The following is a 20,691-nucleotide window of genomic DNA, read 5'->3' as shown; positions in this document are numbered from 1 at the left end:
AAAATACTGGGTATTGCTTAGGCGAATTATACGCGTAACGCTAAAATTGCCAATCTCTATGGCATTGACCAAAGTCTGATCGTCGGTCGGCCTTCCCGCGTAGAAACGCGTACCCCGAAAAATACCGCCCAATACACTACGAAGTAGCAGGAGTTAGCATGGGAACTTACCGCGCCCCCGTTGAAGATATGAACTTTCTCGTCGATGAGGTGCTCGACGTTGAGGCTGTGCTTGGCAGTTTGCCAGACTTCGCTGACTACGGCCTCGGCCCCGAGCTGACCACTGCGCTGCTGGACGAAGCTGCCAAACTCGCCGGCGATGAGCTGGCGCCTTTGCGCCGGGTTGGCGACGAGCACCCGGCCACCTGCGCCGATGGTGTGGTGACCGCATCCCCGGGTTTTGAAGACGCTCTGAACAAACTGGGCGAGGGCGGCTGGATTGGTATTTCCTCCGATGCCAACTACGGCGGCCAGGGCCTGCCCGAAATCTACAATACCGTGGGCACGGAGATGTGGAACTCCGCCAACCTGGCGCTGGGCCTGGCCCCCATGCTCTCCAGCGGAGCGGCGTTGGCGATTCACGCCCACGGCACTGAGGCGCAGAAGCAGACCTATCTGGAAAAAATGCACACCGGCCAGTGGATGGGCACCATGAACCTGACCGAATCCGGGGCCGGATCCGATCTGGGTGTCATGAAGACCCGCGCTGTGCCTGAAGGTGACCACTACCGTATCACCGGACAAAAAATCTATATCACCTGGGGCGATCATCAGNCCACCGAGAACATTATCCACCTGGTGCTGGCGAAACTGCCCGATGCGCCCGCCGGTAGCCGCGGTATTTCCCTGTTTATTGTGCCCAAGTTCCTGGTGAACGAAGACGGGTCACTGGGTGAGCGCAATGATGTTTACCCGGTGTCCACCGAGCACAAGCTCGGCATTCACGGCAGTCCCACCTGTGTCATGGCCTTTGGCGACAATGAAGGCGCCATTGGTTACCTGCTGGGTAAGGAAAATAACGGCCTGGCGTGCATGTTCACCATGATGAATGAGGCCCGTCTGAAAGTGGGTGTACAGGGCCTGAGTGCCTCCGAAGGTGCACTGCAGAAAGCCGTGGCCTACGCTCGTGAACGCGTTCAGGGTGGCAAGCCCATTATCGAACACGCGGATGTGAAGCGCATGCTGCTGGTTATGCGCTCGCTTACCGAGGCGATGCGCGCGCTGGCTTACGCTGAAGCCATTACCATGGACCTGGCCCATCGCGGTCCCCAGGAAGCGCGTGGCGAACAGCAGCGCCGGATTGACCTGATGATTCCGGTGATCAAGGGTTGGCTGACCGAAGTGGGTCAGGAGGTCGCCTCGCTTGGCGTGCAGGTGCATGGCGGCATGGGCTACATCGAAGAGACTGGCGCCGCGCAGTACCTGCGCGACGTGCGTATTACACCGATTTATGAGGGCACCAACGGTATTCAGGCCGCGGACCTCGTGGCTCGCAAGCTCGGTCGCGATGGCGGTGCCACCATGGAAGCTGTCGCCGCTGAGATCCGCGCGACAATCGCCCAGCTAGAGGCCAGCGACGATGTGCGCCTGGCGCCCCTGGCCGCGCCTCTGGCTGCGGCCCTGGCTGAGCAGGAACACTGTACGCAACTCGTTCTGGCGGCCCTGAAAGAAGATGCCAGTGTGGCCATGGGCGCGAGTTTTGAATACATGATGCAAACCGGCTATTTGTTCGGCGGCTGGCAAATGGCGCGCAGCGCGCTGGTTGCCGCCGGCAAGCTGGCAGCGGGCAGCGATAATCCCTTCTATGAGGCCAAGATTGCTACCGCGGCGTTCTACGCAGAGCAGATCCTGCCGCGCTGTGCCGGGCATGCAGGTGCGGTTGCGGGCGCCGCGGGCCAGCTGCAGTCATTCCCGCTGGAGTGGATCTGATATGACGGCGGTCATTTCCACGCCTGACCTGACCGACGAGCACCCCGGCGCACGCGCCATCGAGTTGCAGTTCGTCAACTTTGGTAAGGTCGCTCATTTCGGGGGTCCTGTGGTGACCATTAAGTGTCACGAGGACAACTCGCTCGTCAAGCAGGCTGTCGGTGAACCCGGCGAAGGCCGGGTGATAGTGGTCGACGGTGGTGGCTCACTGCGGCGTGCGCTGCTGGGCGATATGCTCGCTGAGCAGGCGGCACAGAATGGCTGGGCCGGGCTGGTGATTAACGGCGCAATTCGCGATGTCGATGAAATCGGCGCGACGAACCTGGGCGTTCAGGCACTGGGGACGACGCCGCTGAAGACGGAGAAGCTGGGTATGGGCCAGCGTGATGTCACTATTGCTTTTGGTGGCGTTACCATTGCGCCGGGAGAGTACATTTACGCTGACAATAACGGTGTTATTGTCAGCGCTGAACCACTGCTATAGCAACCGCATGGAAAGATCGAGCGCCTTGCAGTCTTTGGTCAGGGCGCCGATCGAGATAAAGTCCACGCCGGTCTCGGCAATCGGACGCAGGGTTGTCTCGGTGACATTGCCTGAGGCTTCCAATTCGGCCCGGCCCGCGGTTGTTGCCACGGCTGTGCGCATGTCCTCCAGACTGAAATTGTCCAGCATCACGCGATCAGCGCCTGCCTGCAGGGCCTGTTTCAATTCTTCGAGGTTCTCGACCTCCACTTCTGCTGGTTTGCCCGGCGCAATTTCCCGGGCGCGCGTTACTGCTGCCGCGATACCGCCACAGGCAGCGATGTGGTTTTCCTTGATCAGGAAGGCATCGAACAGGCCAATGCGATGGTTGTGGCAGCCTCCACAGCTCACTGCATATTTCTGGGCGACGCGAAGCCCCGGAATGGTTTTGCGGGTGTCGAGCAAGCGCACACCGGTATCGGCAACCAGACTGGCGTAGCGTGCGCAGGTAGTTGCGGTGCCCGACAGCAGCTGTAAAAAGTTCAGCGCACATCGCTCGGCTGTGAGCAGTGATCTGGCGGGTCCTTCAAAGTGGAACAGAACCGTGTCCGGTTCGAGTACATCGCCATCCGCCACGCGCCAATCCAGGGACATGTCCGAGTCGACCTGGCGAAACGTTTCTTCCACCCAGGCCCGTCCACAGAGCACGCCCGCTTCACGGGTGATGACTCTCCCGGATGCGCGGCTGTCCGCCGCGATCAGGCGGGCAGTAATGTCGCCGTCGCCGACGTCTTCCGCCAGGGCCGCGGTAACATTTGCCTCGATCAGCGCGGGTGCCGGAGGTAGAAGCAGTGGGTTGGACTGGGTCATGCGTGGGTGCTCTTGCCTGGGGGCGCTGATTGTAACAGGGCTACCGGGCGCGAGCGAACCAAAGTGGTCGTTGAGCGCGCGAGGGAATGTGGCCTATGATGCATGCCATGGTGACTTCCCCGCATAAGTATTCAAGATGAGTCTCGTCGTCCAGGACGGTTGGCTGAAGGACGCCCGGCGCGCGACATCGCCGAACTTTGAGGCTCGCCCCGACGGTTGTGAGCCGGAGCTGCTCGTGATTCACAACATATCGCTGCCCCCCGGCGAATTCGGCGGGCACTGTATCGAAGAGTTCTTCTGCAATCGCCTCGATTGGGATGCGCATCCTTTTTTCGAGGAAATTCGGGATGTGCGCGTTTCTGCACACCTGTTAATTCGCCGTGATGGCGAGCTGATCCAGTTCGTCAGTTTTGACGATCGCGCCTGGCATGCGGGGCAGTCTCACTACGCCGGGCGCGACAACTGTAACGATTTCAGCATTGGTATTGAGCTGGAGGGCACCGATGTCGCAGCGTATACAGAGCACCAGTATCAGGCATTGCAGGCGGTTTCACTAGCGCTGTTCGCCGCCTATCCGAAAATGGCGCCAACCCGGGTAGCGGGCCATGCCGACATCGCACCCGGGCGAAAAACTGACCCCGGCGAGGCTTTCGACTGGGCGCGCTACCGGCGCACTATTGGTGTACAGGAGGTACCCGCATGACGTTTCTTGCCCTGATACTCGCACTGGTGCTGAGCCTGGTATGGCCGTATCGCCAACTGCTGCATCACGATGCCTGGTTTCGGCAACTGGGCGAGCGGCTCGCCGGCTGGGGGTTGACTGTGACCCTGGGGCTAGTGGTGCAGGTGGGCTTGCCCGTAGCCATCCTCTCACTGCTCCTGGACGAATTGAGGGGCGTGCTGTTCGGGCTGCCGTGGATCGCGGCTGCGAGTGTGGTGTTTCTCTATGCGCTAGGGCGGGGTAATACTGGCCAGGCCGCCGAGCAGTATCGCTCCCAGTGTCGACGCGGGGACTTCGAAGCGGCCTGGCATACGGCGATGGAAAACGACCCGCAAAACTTCGCCGAGGGAGACAGTCCGCAGGCAGTGGAGTATGTTCACATGGCAGTGCAACGCAATCTGTTGCTGCAGAGTCTGCGTGGCTGGTTCGGTGTGCTGTTCTATTTTGTCCTGCTGGGGCCGGCGGCGGCGCTGGCTTATCGGCTGCTGGATCTGGGGTGCAGCTCCGCCCAACACCGATCCTGGATGACCATCGTCGACTGGATTCCCTCGCGGCTGGCGGCGCTCTCCTTTACGGTCATGGGTAATTTTGTGGAGAGTATCGACGAGTGTTACGCCGGCTTTCGGCACCCGCGGCAGTCCGCCCGGGATCTGCTGCTGAGCGTGGGTAGGGCAGCGGTTGGTCACGACAAGAGCGCCACTCCTGAAGATGGCTTTGGCGACTATGCCGCGCGCCAGAATGAGGATCTCAGTGCCCTGGTGCAACGCGCAGCGGTCTGCTGGATAGTGGTGATTTCACTGTGGGCGCTGGCGGGCTGACGGCGGCCGATTAGCGAGCAGGATTTCCGCCAGCTGCTAAGCTTTCCTGTCATCTCCGACTGACCGGAGTAGCGACAGGAGCGAGCATGCCTGATCCCCATAGCGACGATGCCACCTTGCCCTCCCTGGACATGGCCCTGCCTGGCCTGCGCCCACGCCTGAGTCTGATCGCCACGATAGTTTTTCACCCGGACCTCACCCGGGTCGGCGAGTATGCTGTCATGCACCGCTCGCGCCTGCCTGTTGTACTTGGTCGCGAGACGCTGGACTTTCAGCGTGAACCCTCAGGTCCCACGCAATGTCTGGCTGAACCCTATGTCAGTCGACGGGCACTGAGCCTCGAATACAGTGCCCGTGGCTTGCATCTGCAGCGCGATCCCGGTGCCAGCCGTTGTCGCGTCAATGGTGTCGAACTGGATTCGGAGATGGCACTCATGCCAGAGCAGTTGACGACCGGCGTGGCCATTTTACTGGCCCACACGGTGGTGCTGTGGCTCGCGATTGGACACGAGCGCGAGCCGGCGGGCGCTACTCCCGGTCACGGCCTTGTGGGGGGCAGTGCCTATTCACAGGGGCTGCGACAACAGATCTCGACGGTGGCCGCGGCAGATATGGATATTCTGTTGCGCGGCGCCACCGGTACGGGCAAAGAAGTACTCGCCCGGGCAATTTATGCCGCCAGCGAGCGCAGCGGACGGCCCCTGGTGACTGTGAATATGGCCGCCATACCTGCTTCTCTGGCACCCTCAGCGCTGTTTGGCGCTAGCCGTGGCGCTTATACTGGCGCCGACAAGTCGCGCCGCGGTTACTTTCAGCAGGCGGCGGGCGGGACCCTGTTTCTTGATGAAATTGGCGATACCCCGGCCGAAATTCAGCCACAGCTATTGCGCGCCTTGCAGGAGCGGGAAATTCAACCGGTTGGCGGCGATGTGGAGAAGGTCGAGTTGCGGGTGATCTCGGCGACCGATGCGGATGTGGACAGCCGCGAGAGCAGATTCAATGCGGCCCTGCGCCATCGCCTGGCGGCCCTGGAAATTGTCTTGCGTCCGCTGCGTGCGCATCGCGAGGATCTCGGTGAGCTGCTGGGTCACTTTCTGCGAGATGCGTTTTACGGGCAGGGCCGCGCCTCGTTGCTGCCGGGGCCGGACAGCACCGCCCGACAAATTGCGAGCTGGGCCAATTTTTACTATGCCTGCCTGTGCTATACCTGGCCCGGCAACATCCGCCAACTGCAGAATGCCTGCCGGCAGGTCGCCGTCGCGAGTCGCAGTTCGCTGGTGTTGCCGACGATCCTGCTGGACCTGCTTTCACAAGCGCAGGAAGCTGCCGAAGAGACCGTTACGGCCGATGCGGTGGCCGAAAAATTGCGCCACATCGCAGAGGTGAGTGACGAGGAATTCGCCCGCGCGATGCATGACCATGGCCACGAAGTGCGGCCTGTGGCACGCAGCCTCAATGTCAGTCGGCAGGCGGTGTATCGCAAAATTGCGAGCGATGCCCGCTATCGTCTTGCCGGTGAAGTTGCTCAGGATGAGCTCGAACAGGCGCTCGAGCGCTGTGGCGGTAATACCGCAGAGGTGGCGCGGCAGCTGGAAGTGTCGGCCAGTGGTCTGCGAGCGCGGCTGCGCCAGGAGCAAGTTCGGCACCCCGTGCCGTGAACACCACAGTAGGTCCTTATGAACTTGTCCGTCTGATTGCCTCCGGTGGTCAGGGGCAGGTTTATCTGGGCTATGACGCGCGGCTCTGTCGGCAGGTGGCGATAAAAATTCGCCCACTGCCCGAGGGGCGTGCCATGCGTCGAACCGTGATGCGTGAGGCACGTCTGGTCGCCAGCCTGAACGACGAGCGCATCGTCAAAATTTTCGATGTCATCGAGACGCCAGCCCATCTTGCGCTGGTGATGGCCTATGTGCCCGGCACAGATCTGGAGCACTTGCTCGGGCATGTATCGCTGAGCCTGGCCAGCACCTTGAAACTCGCCTGCGATGTGGCTGTGGCGCTGGCGGCCGCTAGCCAGATAGGGCTGGTGCATGGCGACATCAAGGCGTCCAATGTGTTGGTGAGTGAGGCGGGTGGCATATGCCTCGCGGACTTCGGTACCGCCGCCATTCCCTCGTCCCCCGAGGCTGCACTCGCCGGCGGGAGCCTCTCTGCACTGGCGCCGGAGCACGTCCTGGGTGAACCGGTTGACTTGCGTACTGACCTGTTTGCCCTGGGCCGCTTACTCCACAGAATGCTTACCGGTGAGCACGCCTTCCCAATGACACTCCAGGCGGCGGAGCGGGCACTGGCTGCGAGTCGCTATGAACTGCCGGCGCTGACCGAGTGGGAGTCTCATTCCGGTCATCCGCCTGCGCTCGCTGCGCTGGTGCGACGGTTGTTGCAGGCGGAGCCCGCGCGCCGCCCGCAGGATACGCATCTCGTGCGTCGCGAGCTGCGCACCCTGAGACTGGAGTGTTCGCTGCTGAGTGAGCCCGGTCTGCAGGCACAGGCTGCGCCCTATTTCCGGCCCGAGTCGGCGACCGAAGAGCCCCTGGATATACCCGATGAATTTGGCCAGATCAGTGGCCGCAGGCGCGCGGGTATGGAGCTGCGTTCACTCTGGCGTCAGCGCATGCCAGTGTCAGGTGCTGCCAGGGCTGCGCTCGCGCTGATGCTGGTCGGCGGTATGGCCGGCATCATGTGGTGGACGCGACCGGCGCAGTCCGTGATAGAGGTTGATCTTGCTGATATCGAAATATCACCGTCGGCTGTGTCTGTATTGCGGGTCACTGCCGATGATGTGCTGGGCCTGGTGAGCCGTGAGTTGGAACAGCGCCTGCCCGGTGTGCGTTTGCTCGGAGCCGCTCGGCCCAGTGTCATTTATGGTGATGGAGACCTGCCACTACCGGCGGCTGCGAAGCTGTCTGTGCAGTTGCGTTGTGGCGACGATTTCTGCCTGTTGGTCATGCAGCGTGGTTTGCTGCCAGGCGAGCACCGAGTCCAGCGACTGCTGGTCGCCGACGCTGCACCTGAACGTTGGTCGGACGAAATCCGCCAGATGGTCGTGGCGGTCTACCCTGCTGAGTAGAAGCACACTGATGCCGCCAGTAGATACTGAGCAGCGAAGTACAGCGGCGTGCCCCACAGCTGGTTAATCCGTGAAGAGCTGATGAACTGGCGCCGCGCCACGGCCAGATCGGAGAGGGCGAAACCCCAGGCCCCGAGGATAATCAGCCCGGCACCGGCGAGGCCCAGCGTTCCCCCCGCCGCAACTAACATGACCGCAATAACACCGATATATGCGGGTACGGCATGCCGCATCGGGCCTTCAAGGTGCGGGCAGAGCCAGCGCAGTGTTATGGCTACCAAAATGATGGTGGGGGACAGCGACAACAGCACGCCATAAGTGTTAATGGGGAGCTGCAAAAACGCTGCCACATACGCCAGATGTCCGCAGAGAAAAGCCACCAGTCCGGTGAGAAACGCGCCTTCGGATTCGAACATCAGTGCGATGTCGCCCAGCATACACAGTATCAGCCCAGCGAGCATAACAAGGCCGTAATTCGATGCCGTGGCCCCCAGGCTCAGTGCCAGCCATATGAAGCACGCGGCAGCCAGGGGCTTGAGCAGGTAGCGACCGGGACGCCAGCCACCGAAGTCCGCGGCCACCAGTGCGATGGTTGCCGCCCCGCCTGTGAGGAGTGGCAATTTCGCAAGTTCCCAGAAAAATTCAGGCATTGCGGATCTGCTCCAGTAGGTCGCGATTGGCGGGCACCTCAATACCTAACTGCTCCGCGCGGTTAACAAGGTGGCCGGTGATAAATTCTATCTCAGTGCTGCGGCCGGCCAGTGTGTCTTGCAGCATGGATGAACGATTGGCCGCTGTGCGCTGGATGACGTCAAAGGCGTCTCCTTCGATGGAGTGGGCAATGTCATCAAAGCCCGCAGCGCGCGAGACGTCCGCGATTTCTTTACAGAGCTCGGTGACCTGCCGCGCAAAGACCGGATTATTGGCCAGTTCGCCGTTCTGGCAGCGGTGCCGCGCCGTCAGGGGGTTGATGGCGCAGTTGATCGCCAGCTTGTGCCAGAGTGCGGCGTGAATGGTGTTCGTCCAGCGACATTCGAGCTTGAGCGCCTGCCAGTCGTCGAACCAGTCAGGCGCACTCGCGCGTCCGGCAAATGCGCCCAGCAGCGTCTGGCCGCGGCCCGCATGACAAATGTGCCAGAGGGCGCGGCGAAATGCTCCTTCAGTGGTCGTTCCGCAGTACAGGTTGGCCCCGGGGACCAGACTGGCCACATCCTCGGCGTAGCCCAGCCCGTTGGCGAGGAGCACGATAGTGGCGCCCGCGGTCAGGCGGTGGCGGACTGAGTTGACCGAGCTGACTACGTCATAAGCCTTGGTGGTGACCAGCAAGTGGTCGATGGGGCTGACGTCGGGTGCGTTTGTGGAGGACAGGGAGCGTGTGTGGGTCTGGCCATTCCGCTCCATCTGCAACGGGGGCGCTGAGGGTGTATTGGCGCGCAGCACCAGTGTGGTGGGTGCGCCGCTGCTTGCCAGCGCGTCCGCAAACAGGCAGCCAATGGCTCCCGCGCCCAGTATATGCCAGCCTTTGGCCATAGGTATCTCTTGTCCGGTTGAGCGCGTCACTATGCCACTGTTCGGCCGCCAGGCCCAATCCGCGACGATTGCAACGGCGCTATCGGGGGCATAAACTAGTCCCATATAACAATCGGTCCGGTCCGATGTCGAGGTCAGGGCAGCGTGGGTGGTACATGGTAGATTCCGACGGCATCGGCCGTTTACAGCGCGAGGAAATCCAGGGTGCGCCCCCGGCGACCTCGCGCGCCGAACTGCGTGAAAGGCGCCTGACCGAGAGCGTTCAGCTCAACCGTTATCTCTATCTGCAATGCCAGCAGTTCGAGCACATGCTGCTCGACAGCCAGGACCTTACCTCCCTCCTGGAAATCCTGATATTCAATCTGCCGCGTCACTTTTCCTATCGTGTGGCCGAGTTGTGGTTGCTGGATCAGGATGGCGAACTCGGCGAGCTTATTGGTGGGGGAGAGCGGTTCGGGCACTATCTGCAGGTCCACAACGACGCGTTCGTCCTGCAAGAGCTCTATGAGCTGGAGCCGGATATTGAGCTTATCGACGCTACTGATTCGCGCATGTTCGAGGTGCTTAAATCCGAACATGGCATCGACTACGCGCTGATGCTGCCGCTGATGGAATCAGGGCGCCTGGTGGGCAGCCTGCACCTGGGGATTCAGGAGGAAGGGCTGAGTTTCGGGGATGCCGAGGAGGATCTTATTGCCCATCTGGCGGCCATCGTGTCCCGAAGCTACCTCGCTGCGGTGCAGCGCCAGCAGATCGATAATCTGGTGCGCCTCGATCCCCTGACCCGAGTGGCCAATAAAACCGGCTTTGAACAGGATCTGGCCCGGGAGATTTCCCGGGCGCGGCGCAACAACCAGCCGATTACCATTTTGCTCATGGAGGTGGATGAATACGCCGAACTGCATGATCACTATGGCGAGGAGCGCAGCCAGTTTGTGCTCAAACGTGTGGCCCAGCGGGTGGCGTCCGATCTGCGTTTGACAGATCTGATGGCGCGGCTCGAGCATTCCCGGCTGGCGGTGCTGTTAACCGGTTGTGGCGAGACACTGGGGCAGGATATCGCCGAGCGCATTCGTGAAGATATCGAGGATTTTGCCATTGACGATGGCCGTGGCGCGGTGCTGCAGGTGACGCTGAGTATCGGGCTGGTTGCCTGGGAGCCCCAGCACTATCCGGCGGTCGATATGCAGCAGTTGGCCCGGCAGATTGAGTCGGTTGCCGACAAGGCGCTCGAGGCTTCCCGGGCCAAAGGTGGCAACGCGACCATTATTTCCCGGCTCACCACCCTCATCGTCTGAGTTCTGCCGTGGTATTTTCCGCCATGGCCTGGCCGAGTCGTTCCTCGCTTCCCCATCTGGATACCCCGTAGATCATGACGCCTGAGCGGATTGCAAGGCTGCGGGGGGTGCTGGACCGTCGTCAGCCCGACCTGACTGTGGTCACCGACTTCGTCCACAAGCAGCGAAATTTATCTGCCATCGTGCGCAATTGTGATGCCGCGGGTGTTGCCCGCATGCACGCGGTGATTGGCGATGAGGACTACACCGCCTTTCGCGGTACGTCCATGGGTTCCCACAGTTGGGTTGAGGTGGTCAGGTACAGCTGTGCCGAAGACGCCCTGACGAAACTTCGCAGCGAGGGGTACCAGGTGGTCGCTGCCCACCTGGAGGATGATGCGGTAGATTACCGTGATGTTGATTACACCGTGCCTACGGCACTGGTCATGGGTGCCGAACGGCGCGGCCTGAGTGCGAGTGCTGCGAATTATGTGGATCGGTGCATTACGATACCCATGGTTGGCATGGTGGAGTCGTTCAATGTCTCAGTGGCAGCGGGGATTATCCTGGCCGAGGCGCAGCGCCAGCGACAAATCGCCGGGCTCTATGATTCGCCCCGGCTCGACCCTGCGACGTACGATAAGATATATTTCGAGTGGGGGCATGCGGCAATAGCACAATTCTGTCGCGAACGGGGCCTGGCCTATCCGCCACTGAACGCCGAGGGGGAGATCGACAACCCCTCTGACTGGTATGCAAGCGTGCGCCGCGGTGATGCGCCACGCTCTGGAGCAAACAATGGATAATTTACTCATCCTGCTGGTGGCCATTTTCGGTGGTATTGCCCTGATTTCGTTCGTGCTGGAGCGGGTCGCCAAGCCCATGGAGCCGGAGCAGGCACAGAAAATCAGCCGCTGGATTTATCCCCTGGTGGGTTTGTCTCTGGTGCTGGCCATCGGCCGGTATTTTTTGCAGGGCTAATCGTCTCGCATTCACTGCAATACCGCGGTTTTATCTTTAGCCTGCGCACCCTATAATCGAGCGAATCCATCAACCTGCGCGCCTCGCGTGTACAAAGAGAGCAGTCAGTCCTTGCCAGCCCAGTGGCTCACCACAACCAATGAAGTCTCGGGGAAACTCAGCCAGACCCTGAGCCCCGCGCTGCACCAGCTCGGTCAGCCGGCCAATCTTCGCCGTGCCCGTAATTTGACCGTCGTGCTAATGGTGGGCTGGTTGCTGTATTCCCTGGCGCGTATCGTGTGGGCCCTGGTGGTTCCCGCTGAAGAGGTTGCGTCGGTGGTGCCCGTGGTAAATCCGGTCGTGCAGCAGACGCGCAGTGCGGGACCGGCCGAGGTGGACATCGAGGCTATGCGTGGTTGGCACTTGTTCGGCGAAGCCGGAGTAGAGGAGGCTCCTGTGCCTGAGGTGGTGATAGCCGAGGCAAATGTTTCGGAGCGTGACGGCATCGAAAAAGGGGCTCGTGAAACCCGCTTGCAGCTGAAGTTACGGGGCGTGGTTGCCTCGACGGAGGACGGGTTCGGGCACGCCATTATTGAACATCGCAACAAGCAGGCTGTTTACGCCATCGACGACAAGCTGCCTGTGTCCAGCCGGGTCACGCTGGCCAAGGTGATGCCCCATCAGGTCGTGCTTGATAACGCTGGTACCTATGAACTGCTGGTATTGTTTGAGGAAACCGAGCTGGATGCCCAGGCGAACGCATCGGCGCAACCCAGGAACGTGCGCCGGGCGGCACCGGCAGCACAAGTCGATAAGCGCGAGGATGCCACCGCCACCGAACTGGCCCGAGGCTACCGTCAGCGGCTTTACCAGAACCCACAATCCCTGGCAGAGGTCGTGAATGTGGCTGCGGTGCGCAACGACGGCGACTTGCAGGGCTACCGGATATCACCCGGAAAAGACAAAGACCAATTTGCACAGCTGGGCTTCAAGTCCGGTGATCTTGTAACCAGCGTCAATGGAATAGCGCTGGATGACCCTTCCAATACCATGCGTCTTTACCAGACGTTGAGAACGGCCAGCGAAGCAGTGTTTGAACTGCAGCGGGGCGATCAGCCGGTGTCGCTGACCGTCAGCCTGGGCGAAGAGCAGGCGCGGTGACAAGCGCACAGAGGACAGAGGATACTTTTTAGTGAACGTGATTTCTACCAGACTGCGCCAGTCATGCGGTGCCCTTTTGCTGACCCTGATGATGTCAGCAATGCCTGCCGCCGGTCAGGACTTCACGGTGAATCTTAAAGAGACGGACATCCAGGAGCTGATCAAGTTTGTGGCCGAGGTGACCGGCACCACGATCGTTGTCGATCCCGCGGTGAAGGGCAAGGTCAAGGTCGTCTCTAGCAAACCCGTTTCGCGCGATGAACTTTACGATCTGTTCCTGTCGATTCTGGAGGTGCATGGCTATACCGCAGTGCGCAGCGGGGGCGTGGTCCGCGTTATTCAGAGTAAGGATGCCCGTTCGGCACCGGTCTCGCTTGCGGATGAGAAGGTCCGCCCGGGCGATGAGTACGTTACCCAGGTGATTCGTCTGGACAATATCTCCGCCGCCAAGTTGATTCCTGTGCTGCGGCCGCTGGTGCCCCAGCAGGCGCATATGGCGGCCTATGCCCCGAGCAATGCCATTATCATTTCGGATGTGTCTGCCAATATCGAGCGTATTCGCGGCATTATCGAGCGCATGGATAATTCGGCCGTGCAGAAAACCGACATTATCCAGTTGCGCTATGCAGTGGCTGAGGATGTGGTGTCCATGCTGGACCAGCTCAACAAGTCCGAGGCCAAGCAGAGTGGTGGCGCCGAACCCGAGGTGTTACTGGTAGCCGATTCCCGCACCAATAGCGTGCTTGTGACCGGTGATGAACTGGAGCGCGCCAGGGCGGCGCAGTTGATTCGCCATCTCGACACGCCCCTGGAGCAAAGCGGCAACGTGAAAGTCGTTTACCTTGAGTATGCCCAGGCCACAGAGATCGCCGAGGTCCTCACCCGGGTCATGCAGAACATAGACAAGCTCGACGAAAATGAGAACAAACGTCGCTCCGGGGGCAATACCTCCACGATTGAAGCTGACGAGGGCACCAATGCTCTCATCATCACCGCCGACGCCGATGAAATGGCCGCGTTGGAGGCAGTGATTCATCGACTCGATATTCGTCGCGCCCAGGTTCTTGTCGAGGCCATTATCGTCGAAATGACCGCCTCTGATGCCCAAGCGCTCGGTCTGCAATGGCTGTTCGCCAACGAAGAAGGCCTCTACGGAAGTAATATCAGCGACCAGAGCACTGCACGGCGACTGGCGGATGCGATTTCGCCCCAGGATGACGATGATGGAGATGTCAGTGATAACGAGTTTGACGCCACCGACCTGGCAGGCGCACTGGCAGGCATTCCCGGGCTCTCGATGGGTTGGGGCAGCGTCGATGATGAATTGACCATGACGGTGATTCTCAATGCACTGAAAACCGCGGGCAATGCCAATATTCTCTCCACTCCCAGCCTGCTGACCCTGGATAACCAGGAGGCTTATATTACCGTAGGCCAGAACGTACCTTTCATTACTGGCTCGTATACCAATACCGGCGCTAACAGCGGCTCGACCAACCCGTTCCAGACCATTGAACGTGAAAGCGTGGGTATTACTCTGTCTGTGACGCCGCGCATTAATGAGGGTGATTCGGTGGTGCTGGATATCGAGCAGGAGGTGTCCAATGTGATTTTGGGCGCCTCGCAGATTTCCGACGCGGCAGACCTGATTACCAGTGAGCGCCTAATCAAGACCACGGTGCTGGCCGACGATAATCAAATTGTCGTTCTGGGCGGCCTGATTGAAGACAACGTTCAGAATGGCCAGCAGAAGGTGCCCATTCTCGGCGACATTCCCATACTGGGGCGGCTTTTCCGTTCGGACAGTGTCGAGGTTGATAAGACCAATCTGCTGATTTTTATACGCCCGACCATTATTCGCGATGACGAAGCCCTGGACGGCGCCACGGCCGAGAAATACCGCTATATTCGTGAACAGCAGCTGCTGCGTCGCGAGCAGGGCCTGATGTTCCTAGACGATGGTAACTTGCCGGTACTGCCTGATTGGGACGCGCAGATCAAACAGCTCGAACAAATGACCGAAGAGGCTGCAGCCGATGACCGCTGAGGCTGACATAGCACCGGAACCGCTGCAGGCTTCACAGCCGGCGGGTCGCCGCAGTCTGCCCTTCACCTTTGCGCAGCAACAGGGCGTGTTGCTGGTTGACGGCAGCGAGGGGCCGGAAATTCTCTATCACCGTCAGCCCACGCTGCCGGTTCTGACGGAGCTTCGGCGTTTTCTGCAGGAGCCATTTACCTTGCAGGTAGTCAGTGCCGAAGAATTTCAGCGTCGTCTGACAGTTGCGTATCAGCGCGACAACAATGAGGCGGTGCAGATGGCCGAGGACATCAGCGCCGACGTCGATCTCGGTCGTCTCGCCGACGAAATCCCGGAGGCGGGCGATTTGATGGAGGCCGAGGACGACGCGCCCATTATCCGCCTCATCAATGCCATTCTCTCCCAGGCGGTGCGCGACCAGGCTTCAGATATTCACATTGAGACCTTCGAGGACCGCCTCAGTGTGCGCTACCGAATAGACGGTGTGCTGGCTGAAGTGCTTTCGCCCAAGCGCATGCTGGCGCCACTGTTGGTGTCGCGCCTCAAGGTAATGGCCAAGCTGGATATTGCCGAGAAACGTGTGCCCCAGGACGGCCGTATCTCGGTCAAAATTGCCGGTCATGCGGTGGATATCCGCATGTCGACCATTCCCTCAGCCCACGGCGAGCGGGTGGTGCTGCGTCTATTGGACACTGCCGCCGGGCAGCTGCAACTGGAGCAGCTCAATATGAACGAGCAGGTTCAGGAGGCCTACAGCCGCCACCTGCACAGTCCCCACGGTATTATTCTGGTGACCGGCCCGACTGGCTCGGGTAAGACCACCACGTTGTATGCAGGCCTTTCCAATATCAATGAGAGTTCGCGCAACATTCTCACGATTGAAGACCCGGTAGAATACATGTTGCCGGGTGTTGGCCAAACCCAGGTGAATACCAAGGTCGACATGACCTTTGGCCGGGGCTTGCGGGCCATTCTGCGTCAGGATCCCGACGTGGTGATGGTAGGTGAAATTCGCGACCTGGAAACTGCCGAGATTGCGGTTCAGGCCTCACTTACAGGACACCTGGTGTTATCCACACTACACACCAATACCGCGATCGGCGCGGTCACCCGCCTCAAGGATATGGGCGTGGAGCCCTTCCTTCTGTCCTCCAGCCTGCTTGCGGTCATGTCGCAGCGCCTGGTGCGCCTGCTGTGCAACGAGTGTAAGGATTCGGCTCCTGCCACTGAGGCTGAGCGGGAACTGCTCGGTATCGAGGGCGATGAGCCGGTTGCGCTTTGTCAGCCCCGCGGCTGCAAGCGCTGTAACTACACCGGCTATCGCGGGCGTACCGGTATTTATGAATTGATCGAGGTGGATGAAGCCCTGCGCGGCCTGATCTATGAAGGTGCCAGCGAGCAGGACATGCTGGCCCACGCCCGGCAGCACTACCCCGGTATCGAGAGCGATGGCCGGCGCCGTATTCTGGCGGGCGAAACCAGCATTGCCGAAGTCCTGCGTGTAACGGCCGTTAGCTGATCGAGACGTCGCCGTGACCGCCTATCGCTATCGTGCCCTCAACCCCGATGGAAAACTCGTCAAGGGGATTGTCGAGGGTGATTCCGAGCGTCAGGTTCGCGGACAGCTGCGCAGCCAGAGCCTGCGCCCGGTAGAGGTCGCTGAGGCGAATCGTCAGGCTGCCAATACGGGGAGCTTCCGCACATCGCTGTTCAAGCCGCGCATCAGCCCGGGTGACCTGGCCATGGTTACGCGGCAACTATCCACACTGGTGCAGAGTAACCTGCCTATTGATGAAGCGCTGCAGGCCGCCGCGGAACAAAGCCGCAGCCCGCGGATCAAAGCGTTGTTGTTACAGGTGCGCAGCCGGGTGGCGGAGGGCTATACGCTGGCCTATGCCATGGGTGAGTTTCCGCAGGTCTTTAACGAGATGTATCGGGCCATGGTGAATGCGGGTGAGCACGCCGGCTATCTCGGTCCGGTGCTGGAACAGTTGGCCGATTACACCGAACAGCGCCAGTACACAGGCCAGAAACTGAAGATGGCCATGATTTATCCGTTTATTTTGGTCGGTGTGGCGATAGCGGTGGTCACCGCGCTCATGGTCTTCGTGGTGCCTGAACTGGTGGGGATTTTCGCGCACTCGAGTCGCGAACTGCCGGCCCTGACCCGCGGACTCATAGCCACCAGCGATCTCCTGCGCGAATGGGGTGGCTGGATGTTGCTTGGCCTGGTGCTGCTGGCGGTGCTGGTGCAGCGCTTGTTGCGCAACGAATCGCGGAAGCGTGCCTGGCACGCACTGCTGCTGCGTACGCCGGGTATCTCGCGTCTGATTATTGCATTGGATACCGCCCGCTTTGCATCGACACTCAGTATTCTTATGGCCAGTGGCGTGCCGCTGCTGGATTCATTGCGCATCGCCGGCCAGGTCCTGACCAACCGGGTGCTGCGTGAAGACAGCCAGAAGGTGGCGGAAATGGTTGCCGAAGGTGGCAGCCTGCACCGGGCCCTGCGCGAGAGCGGTCGCTTTCCGCCGATGATGGTACACATGGTGGCTAGCGGTGAGGCCAGTGGCGAGTTGGAGACCATGCTGGAACGCTCCGCGACCAATCAGGAACGAGAGCTGGAGATGACGCTGGGCACAATCATGGCCCTGTTTGAGCCGCTGATGGTCGTGGTAATGGGAGGCTTGGTGCTGGTGATTGTGCTCGCCATTCTCCTGCCGATTTTTGATTTGAACACAATGGTGAAATGACAATATGAATGCTTCTAAACAGGCGGGTTTCTCGCTGGTGGAAATCCTGGTGGTGCTGGTCATCATGGGCCTGTTGATCAGCGTGGTGGCACCCACGGTGCTGAACCAAGCTGATGATGCCCGGGTCCAGAAAGTCCAGGCCGACTTCAAGGCCATTGAAACTGCCCTGAAAATTTATCGCCTGGATAACTACGTTTATCCCACTACCGAGCAAGGCCTTGAAGCCCTTGTTGAGGCGAGTACGCTCGACCCCGAGCCCCGCAACTTCAAGCAAGGTGGTTACCTGCCCGAGGTGCCACTGGATCCCTGGGGTCGCCCCTACCTCTACCTGAGTCCCGGCGAGAACGGCGAAGTCGATATTTACTCGCTGGGGGCCGACGGCTTGTCTGGCGGAGAAGGCCAGAATGCCGATATCGGCAACTGGAAAAGCCAAGAGTAAGTTGCATGGGGTTGCCAGCGCGGCGGATTGACCAGCGTGGCTTCAGCCTGCTGGAGTTGCTGGTGACCCTGTTTGTGGTCGTACTGGTCACATCGCTGGTCACGCTGAACGTCGGTTCCGGCGCCGGCGATTATGAACTGCAGGGCCAGATGGAAGAGATCGCGGATACTGCCGCCTATGCCCTGGATGAAGCCCAGTTTGTGGGCTGGGATTTCGGCTTGTTGCTGCTGCGCAGCGATGAGCCGGACAGCGCCTATTCACTGGACTGGCTGGAGCGCGGACCGGAGCGATGGCGGGCTCCCGCCAGTGGCAAGGACGTGTTCCGCCCCATGGATCTCCCCGCTGACATTACCCTGGAGTTGGAGCTGGATGGCGTGCTGCAGGAGCAGGAGGTCTTCCTGCCTACCCAGGAGTTTCCCGCCCCCCAAATGGTGTTCTATGCCAGTGGTGAAACACCGCCGGGCAATCTCTCGGTGATCGACGATCGCAATGGCGAATTACTGTGGCGCCTAGAATGGGACCTGCTCGGCAACTTCCGCGCACTCTATCGCGGCGAAGAACCGGAGCTGCAAGACCTGTGAGCAGGCTGACGAGCAAGGGCTTTACTCTCGTCGAAGTCATGGTCGCCCTGGCCATCGTGGCGCTGGCCTTGCCGGCGCTGCTGGTCGCGCTGTCGCGCCAGGTAGATGCAACTGCGTATCTGCGCGATAAGTCCATGGCCAATATAGTGGCCGCAAACAAACTCGCCGAATTGCGCCTGCTGTCGCGGGCCAGACAGGAATTGTTCAAGGGCAAGGAGAGTGGCTCCGAAGAATTGGCGGGCCGCGAGTGGTACTGGTGGCTCGAGAGTGCTGATACCGAGGTGCCGGATTTTTATCGCGTCGAAATTGATGTCGCCCTCGATGAGAACGGCGCCGATGAGCCGCTGTTTACGCTGGTGGCGTTTCTCAGCGGCGATTTGACATCGCTGCAAAACCCCGCGGAGGAGGCTGGCGGTGAATAAGGCACGCGGATTTACGCTGGTCGAAGTGCTGATTGCCCTCGCGATTACCGCCTTCGTGTCGACCATTGCCTATTCCAGCCTGTCCACCGTGATGCTCGGTGCTGAGGTCAATGAAGGTGCCGCCCGGCGCGGCTATGAGATCAATCGCGCCTGGATGATTCTCAGTCGGGATCTGGAGCACTTTGTAGAGCGCCCGGTGCGCGATGAATTTGGTGAGCTCGAATCGGCGCTGGTGGGAGGCCCCGCGGCCCGATTTCCGCTGAGCTTTAGCCGCGGTGGATGGCACAACCCCATTGGCGCGCCGCGCAGCGAAGTACAGCGGGTGAATTATCGCCTGGAGGATGACGTGCTGTGGCGCGATGCCTACCCGGTGCTGGACCGTGCCGATGATACCGAGCCGCAGTCGGCTCGACTGCTTGAAGGTGTGGCGTCAGTGAGTGTGTTGTTCCTGGAGTCGGAAGCGGCGCTGCAGGGCGGTGTCAGAGGCACCCAGATAGAGACCCGCAACTGGCCTGAAAATTGGGTCGCCGATCCATCGACGCCGGGCAGCCTGATAGAGCCGCCACTTGCGCTGGAAGTGCGCCTGGAACTGGAAGACTGGGGTGAAATGAGGAGGCTGTATGTCCTGCCGCCGCTCTAGTCCTCGTCAGCAACAGGGTGCAGCGCTGGTCTTGGCGCTGTTGGTTTTTGCCTTGTGCACGGTGCTGATTGTCGCCATGACGCGAGATTTCGACCGCCTTTACACCCAGGGCTCAAATACCTTTGTCATGGCCCAGTCCCGGGCCTATCTGCTCGGTGCCGAGGGGCTGGCGACGCTGGCTCTGCTGGCAGATGATGATGCCGACCGCGAAGCGCAATTAAACCGCGATGATCTCGGTGAGGTCTGGGCGCGGGAAGCACAGCCTTATCCGCTGGAAGAGGGCGGTTGGCTGGTCGGTGAGTTGGAAGACTTACAGGGGCGTTTCAATCTCAATTCACTGAGTGAACGTGCCCCGGAGCGTGAAGGCCAGCGGCCCCTGACTGCCAGCCAGAAGCAGTTCGTGCGGCTGGTGTTGGCTGTGGGTGTGGAAAATGTGGGCGAGTTCGAAGCCATTGCGATTGCGCGCGCTATTGGCGACTGGCTGGATGGCGATAGCAATGTGCGTCCTGACGGGGCGGAAGATGACTTTTACTCCGGGTTAGTTCCGGCCTATCGGGCCGCCAACCGGCCGATGATGAGCGTCAGTGAGCTGCGCGCAGTGCGCGGCGTCAGTCCCGAATTGTATACAGCGCTCGCGCCCTGGGTGACAGTATGGCCAACGCAGCCGGCGCTCCTGAATATCCACACCGCACCGGCCATGGTGTTGCGATCGTTGGGCCCGGACAACAGCCTGGAGCCGCTCAGTGAGTTTGATGCCCAGAGCATTGTCCAGTTCCGGGAGGAAACCGGGTTCAGCGACAAGGAAGATTTTTTCAACCACCCGATGCTGGTAGACCGAGCTGAGAACATGACCGAGGCGCGCGCCATGGTCACGGAATTCTCCTCCTGGTTTTTGCTGCGCGCCACGGTGGAAGTTGCCGACCGTCGAACGCAAATGTACAGTGTACTTGAGCGCGTTAACCGCCAGATCAACGTTGTACAGAGATCAACCGGCGGCCTGTAGCGCCGACCATTCCCGGG

21 protein-coding genes are annotated in these 20,691 nt (G+C 60.4%); 18 read left to right on the top strand and 3 right to left on the bottom strand.

Going from position 1 to position 20,691, the window contains the following annotated elements:
• Positions 1-158 precede the first annotated feature (158 nt).
• Both A3709_RS04030 and rraA read left to right on the top strand, forming a co-directional pair.
• Positions 159-1,928: an acyl-CoA dehydrogenase gene (locus A3709_RS04030; RefSeq protein WP_066050425.1), complete on the top strand. Its 1,770-nt coding sequence runs from the start codon at positions 159-161 to the stop codon at positions 1,926-1,928.
• Between the two features lies 1 nt (position 1,929).
• Complete coding sequence (gene rraA / locus A3709_RS04025; protein ID WP_066050423.1) at positions 1,930-2,412, top strand: ribonuclease E activity regulator RraA; 483 nt, start codon at positions 1,930-1,932, stop codon at positions 2,410-2,412.
• Here rraA and nadC read toward each other — a convergent pair.
• Complete coding sequence (gene nadC, locus A3709_RS04020) at positions 2,407-3,261, bottom strand: carboxylating nicotinate-nucleotide diphosphorylase (RefSeq protein ID WP_066050420.1); 855 nt, start codon at positions 3,259-3,261, stop codon at positions 2,407-2,409. The two genes, rraA and nadC, sit on opposite strands and share 6 nt — an antisense overlap.
• 136 nt (positions 3,262-3,397) lie before the next feature.
• Between nadC and ampD the strand changes: the two genes are divergently transcribed.
• The 4 genes from ampD (at position 3,398) to A3709_RS04000 (ending at position 7,870) form a co-directional block, all read left to right on the top strand.
• Entirely contained in the window at positions 3,398-3,964 is a 567-nt protein-coding gene (gene ampD / locus A3709_RS04015; protein ID WP_066050418.1) for a 1,6-anhydro-N-acetylmuramyl-L-alanine amidase AmpD, read from the top strand.
• Positions 3,961-4,800 (top strand): regulatory signaling modulator protein AmpE, encoded by an 840-nt coding sequence (gene ampE, locus A3709_RS04010; RefSeq protein WP_066050415.1) that lies wholly within the window; start codon positions 3,961-3,963, stop codon positions 4,798-4,800. The genes ampD and ampE overlap by 4 nt, the downstream gene beginning before the upstream one ends.
• An 86-nt stretch (positions 4,801-4,886) precedes the next feature.
• Positions 4,887-6,458, top strand: coding sequence for a sigma 54-interacting transcriptional regulator (locus A3709_RS04005; RefSeq protein ID WP_066050412.1), 1,572 nt, complete (start codon positions 4,887-4,889; stop codon positions 6,456-6,458).
• Positions 6,455-7,870 (top strand): serine/threonine-protein kinase, encoded by a 1,416-nt coding sequence (locus A3709_RS04000; RefSeq protein ID WP_066050409.1) that lies wholly within the window; start codon positions 6,455-6,457, stop codon positions 7,868-7,870. Before A3709_RS04005 ends, A3709_RS04000 begins: the two co-directional genes overlap by 4 nt.
• Here A3709_RS04000 and A3709_RS03995 read toward each other — a convergent pair.
• Positions 7,855-8,520, bottom strand: a complete 666-nt coding sequence (locus tag A3709_RS03995; RefSeq protein WP_066050406.1) for a lysoplasmalogenase — start codon at positions 8,518-8,520, stop codon at positions 7,855-7,857. The two genes, A3709_RS04000 and A3709_RS03995, sit on opposite strands and share 16 nt — an antisense overlap.
• A complete protein-coding gene (locus tag A3709_RS03990; RefSeq protein WP_066050403.1) occupies positions 8,513-9,400 on the bottom strand; it encodes a 2-dehydropantoate 2-reductase in 888 nt (295 codons plus the stop codon). Before A3709_RS03990 ends, A3709_RS03995 begins: the two co-directional genes overlap by 8 nt.
• A gap of 155 nt (positions 9,401-9,555) precedes the next feature.
• Here A3709_RS03990 and A3709_RS03985 point away from each other — a divergent pair, with 155 nt between their 5' ends.
• From A3709_RS03985 to gspK, 12 genes are all read left to right on the top strand, one after another.
• Positions 9,556-10,698, top strand: coding sequence for a diguanylate cyclase domain-containing protein (locus A3709_RS03985; RefSeq protein ID WP_066050399.1), 1,143 nt, complete (start codon positions 9,556-9,558; stop codon positions 10,696-10,698).
• 74 nt (positions 10,699-10,772) lie between these two features.
• Positions 10,773-11,483 carry a tRNA (guanosine(18)-2'-O)-methyltransferase TrmH gene (gene trmH, locus A3709_RS03980; protein ID WP_066050396.1) on the top strand — a complete coding sequence of 237 codons (711 nt, stop codon included), beginning with the start codon at positions 10,773-10,775 and terminating at the stop codon, positions 11,481-11,483.
• Complete coding sequence (locus A3709_RS03975) at positions 11,476-11,658, top strand: hypothetical protein (protein ID WP_066050393.1); 183 nt, start codon at positions 11,476-11,478, stop codon at positions 11,656-11,658. The genes trmH and A3709_RS03975 overlap by 8 nt, the downstream gene beginning before the upstream one ends.
• A gap of 111 nt (positions 11,659-11,769) precedes the next feature.
• Positions 11,770-12,798: a type II secretion system protein GspC gene (gspC, locus tag A3709_RS03970; RefSeq protein WP_156507562.1), complete on the top strand. Its 1,029-nt coding sequence runs from the start codon at positions 11,770-11,772 to the stop codon at positions 12,796-12,798.
• 88 nt (positions 12,799-12,886) lie between these two features.
• Positions 12,887-14,845 (top strand): type II secretion system secretin GspD, encoded by a 1,959-nt coding sequence (gene gspD / locus A3709_RS03965; RefSeq protein WP_082849898.1) that lies wholly within the window; start codon positions 12,887-12,889, stop codon positions 14,843-14,845.
• Complete coding sequence (gspE, locus tag A3709_RS03960) at positions 14,835-16,355, top strand: type II secretion system ATPase GspE (RefSeq protein WP_082849876.1); 1,521 nt, start codon at positions 14,835-14,837, stop codon at positions 16,353-16,355. Before gspD ends, gspE begins: the two co-directional genes overlap by 11 nt.
• A 13-nt stretch (positions 16,356-16,368) precedes the next feature.
• A complete protein-coding gene (gene gspF, locus A3709_RS03955) occupies positions 16,369-17,589 on the top strand; it encodes a type II secretion system inner membrane protein GspF (protein ID WP_066050386.1) in 1,221 nt (406 codons plus the stop codon).
• A gap of 4 nt (positions 17,590-17,593) precedes the next feature.
• On the top strand, positions 17,594-18,028 hold the full coding sequence (gspG, locus tag A3709_RS03950; RefSeq protein ID WP_066050383.1) for a type II secretion system major pseudopilin GspG: 435 nt from the start codon (positions 17,594-17,596) through the stop codon (positions 18,026-18,028).
• A 5-nt stretch (positions 18,029-18,033) separates the two neighbouring features.
• Positions 18,034-18,609, top strand: a complete 576-nt coding sequence (locus A3709_RS03945; protein ID WP_066050380.1) for a prepilin-type N-terminal cleavage/methylation domain-containing protein — start codon at positions 18,034-18,036, stop codon at positions 18,607-18,609.
• Positions 18,606-19,031: a type II secretion system minor pseudopilin GspI gene (gene gspI, locus A3709_RS03940; protein WP_231871099.1), complete on the top strand. Its 426-nt coding sequence runs from the start codon at positions 18,606-18,608 to the stop codon at positions 19,029-19,031. The genes A3709_RS03945 and gspI overlap by 4 nt, the downstream gene beginning before the upstream one ends.
• The gene (gene gspJ / locus A3709_RS03935) at positions 19,024-19,671 is read left to right on the top strand and encodes a type II secretion system minor pseudopilin GspJ (RefSeq protein WP_066050377.1); all 648 of its coding nucleotides are present in this window, start codon (positions 19,024-19,026) and stop codon (positions 19,669-19,671) included. The genes gspI and gspJ overlap by 8 nt, the downstream gene beginning before the upstream one ends.
• Positions 19,652-20,674 (top strand): type II secretion system minor pseudopilin GspK, encoded by a 1,023-nt coding sequence (gene gspK / locus A3709_RS03930; protein WP_156507561.1) that lies wholly within the window; start codon positions 19,652-19,654, stop codon positions 20,672-20,674. Before gspJ ends, gspK begins: the two co-directional genes overlap by 20 nt.
• The last annotated feature ends 17 nt before the right edge of the window (positions 20,675-20,691 follow it).

This window comes from Halioglobus sp. HI00S01 (assembly GCF_001635445.1).
Classification (GTDB): Bacteria; Pseudomonadota; Gammaproteobacteria; order Pseudomonadales; family Halieaceae; genus Halioglobus; species Halioglobus japonicus.
The sequence above is the reverse complement of the archived record's forward strand: the minus strand, read 5'-3'. Positions and strand labels throughout refer to the sequence as shown.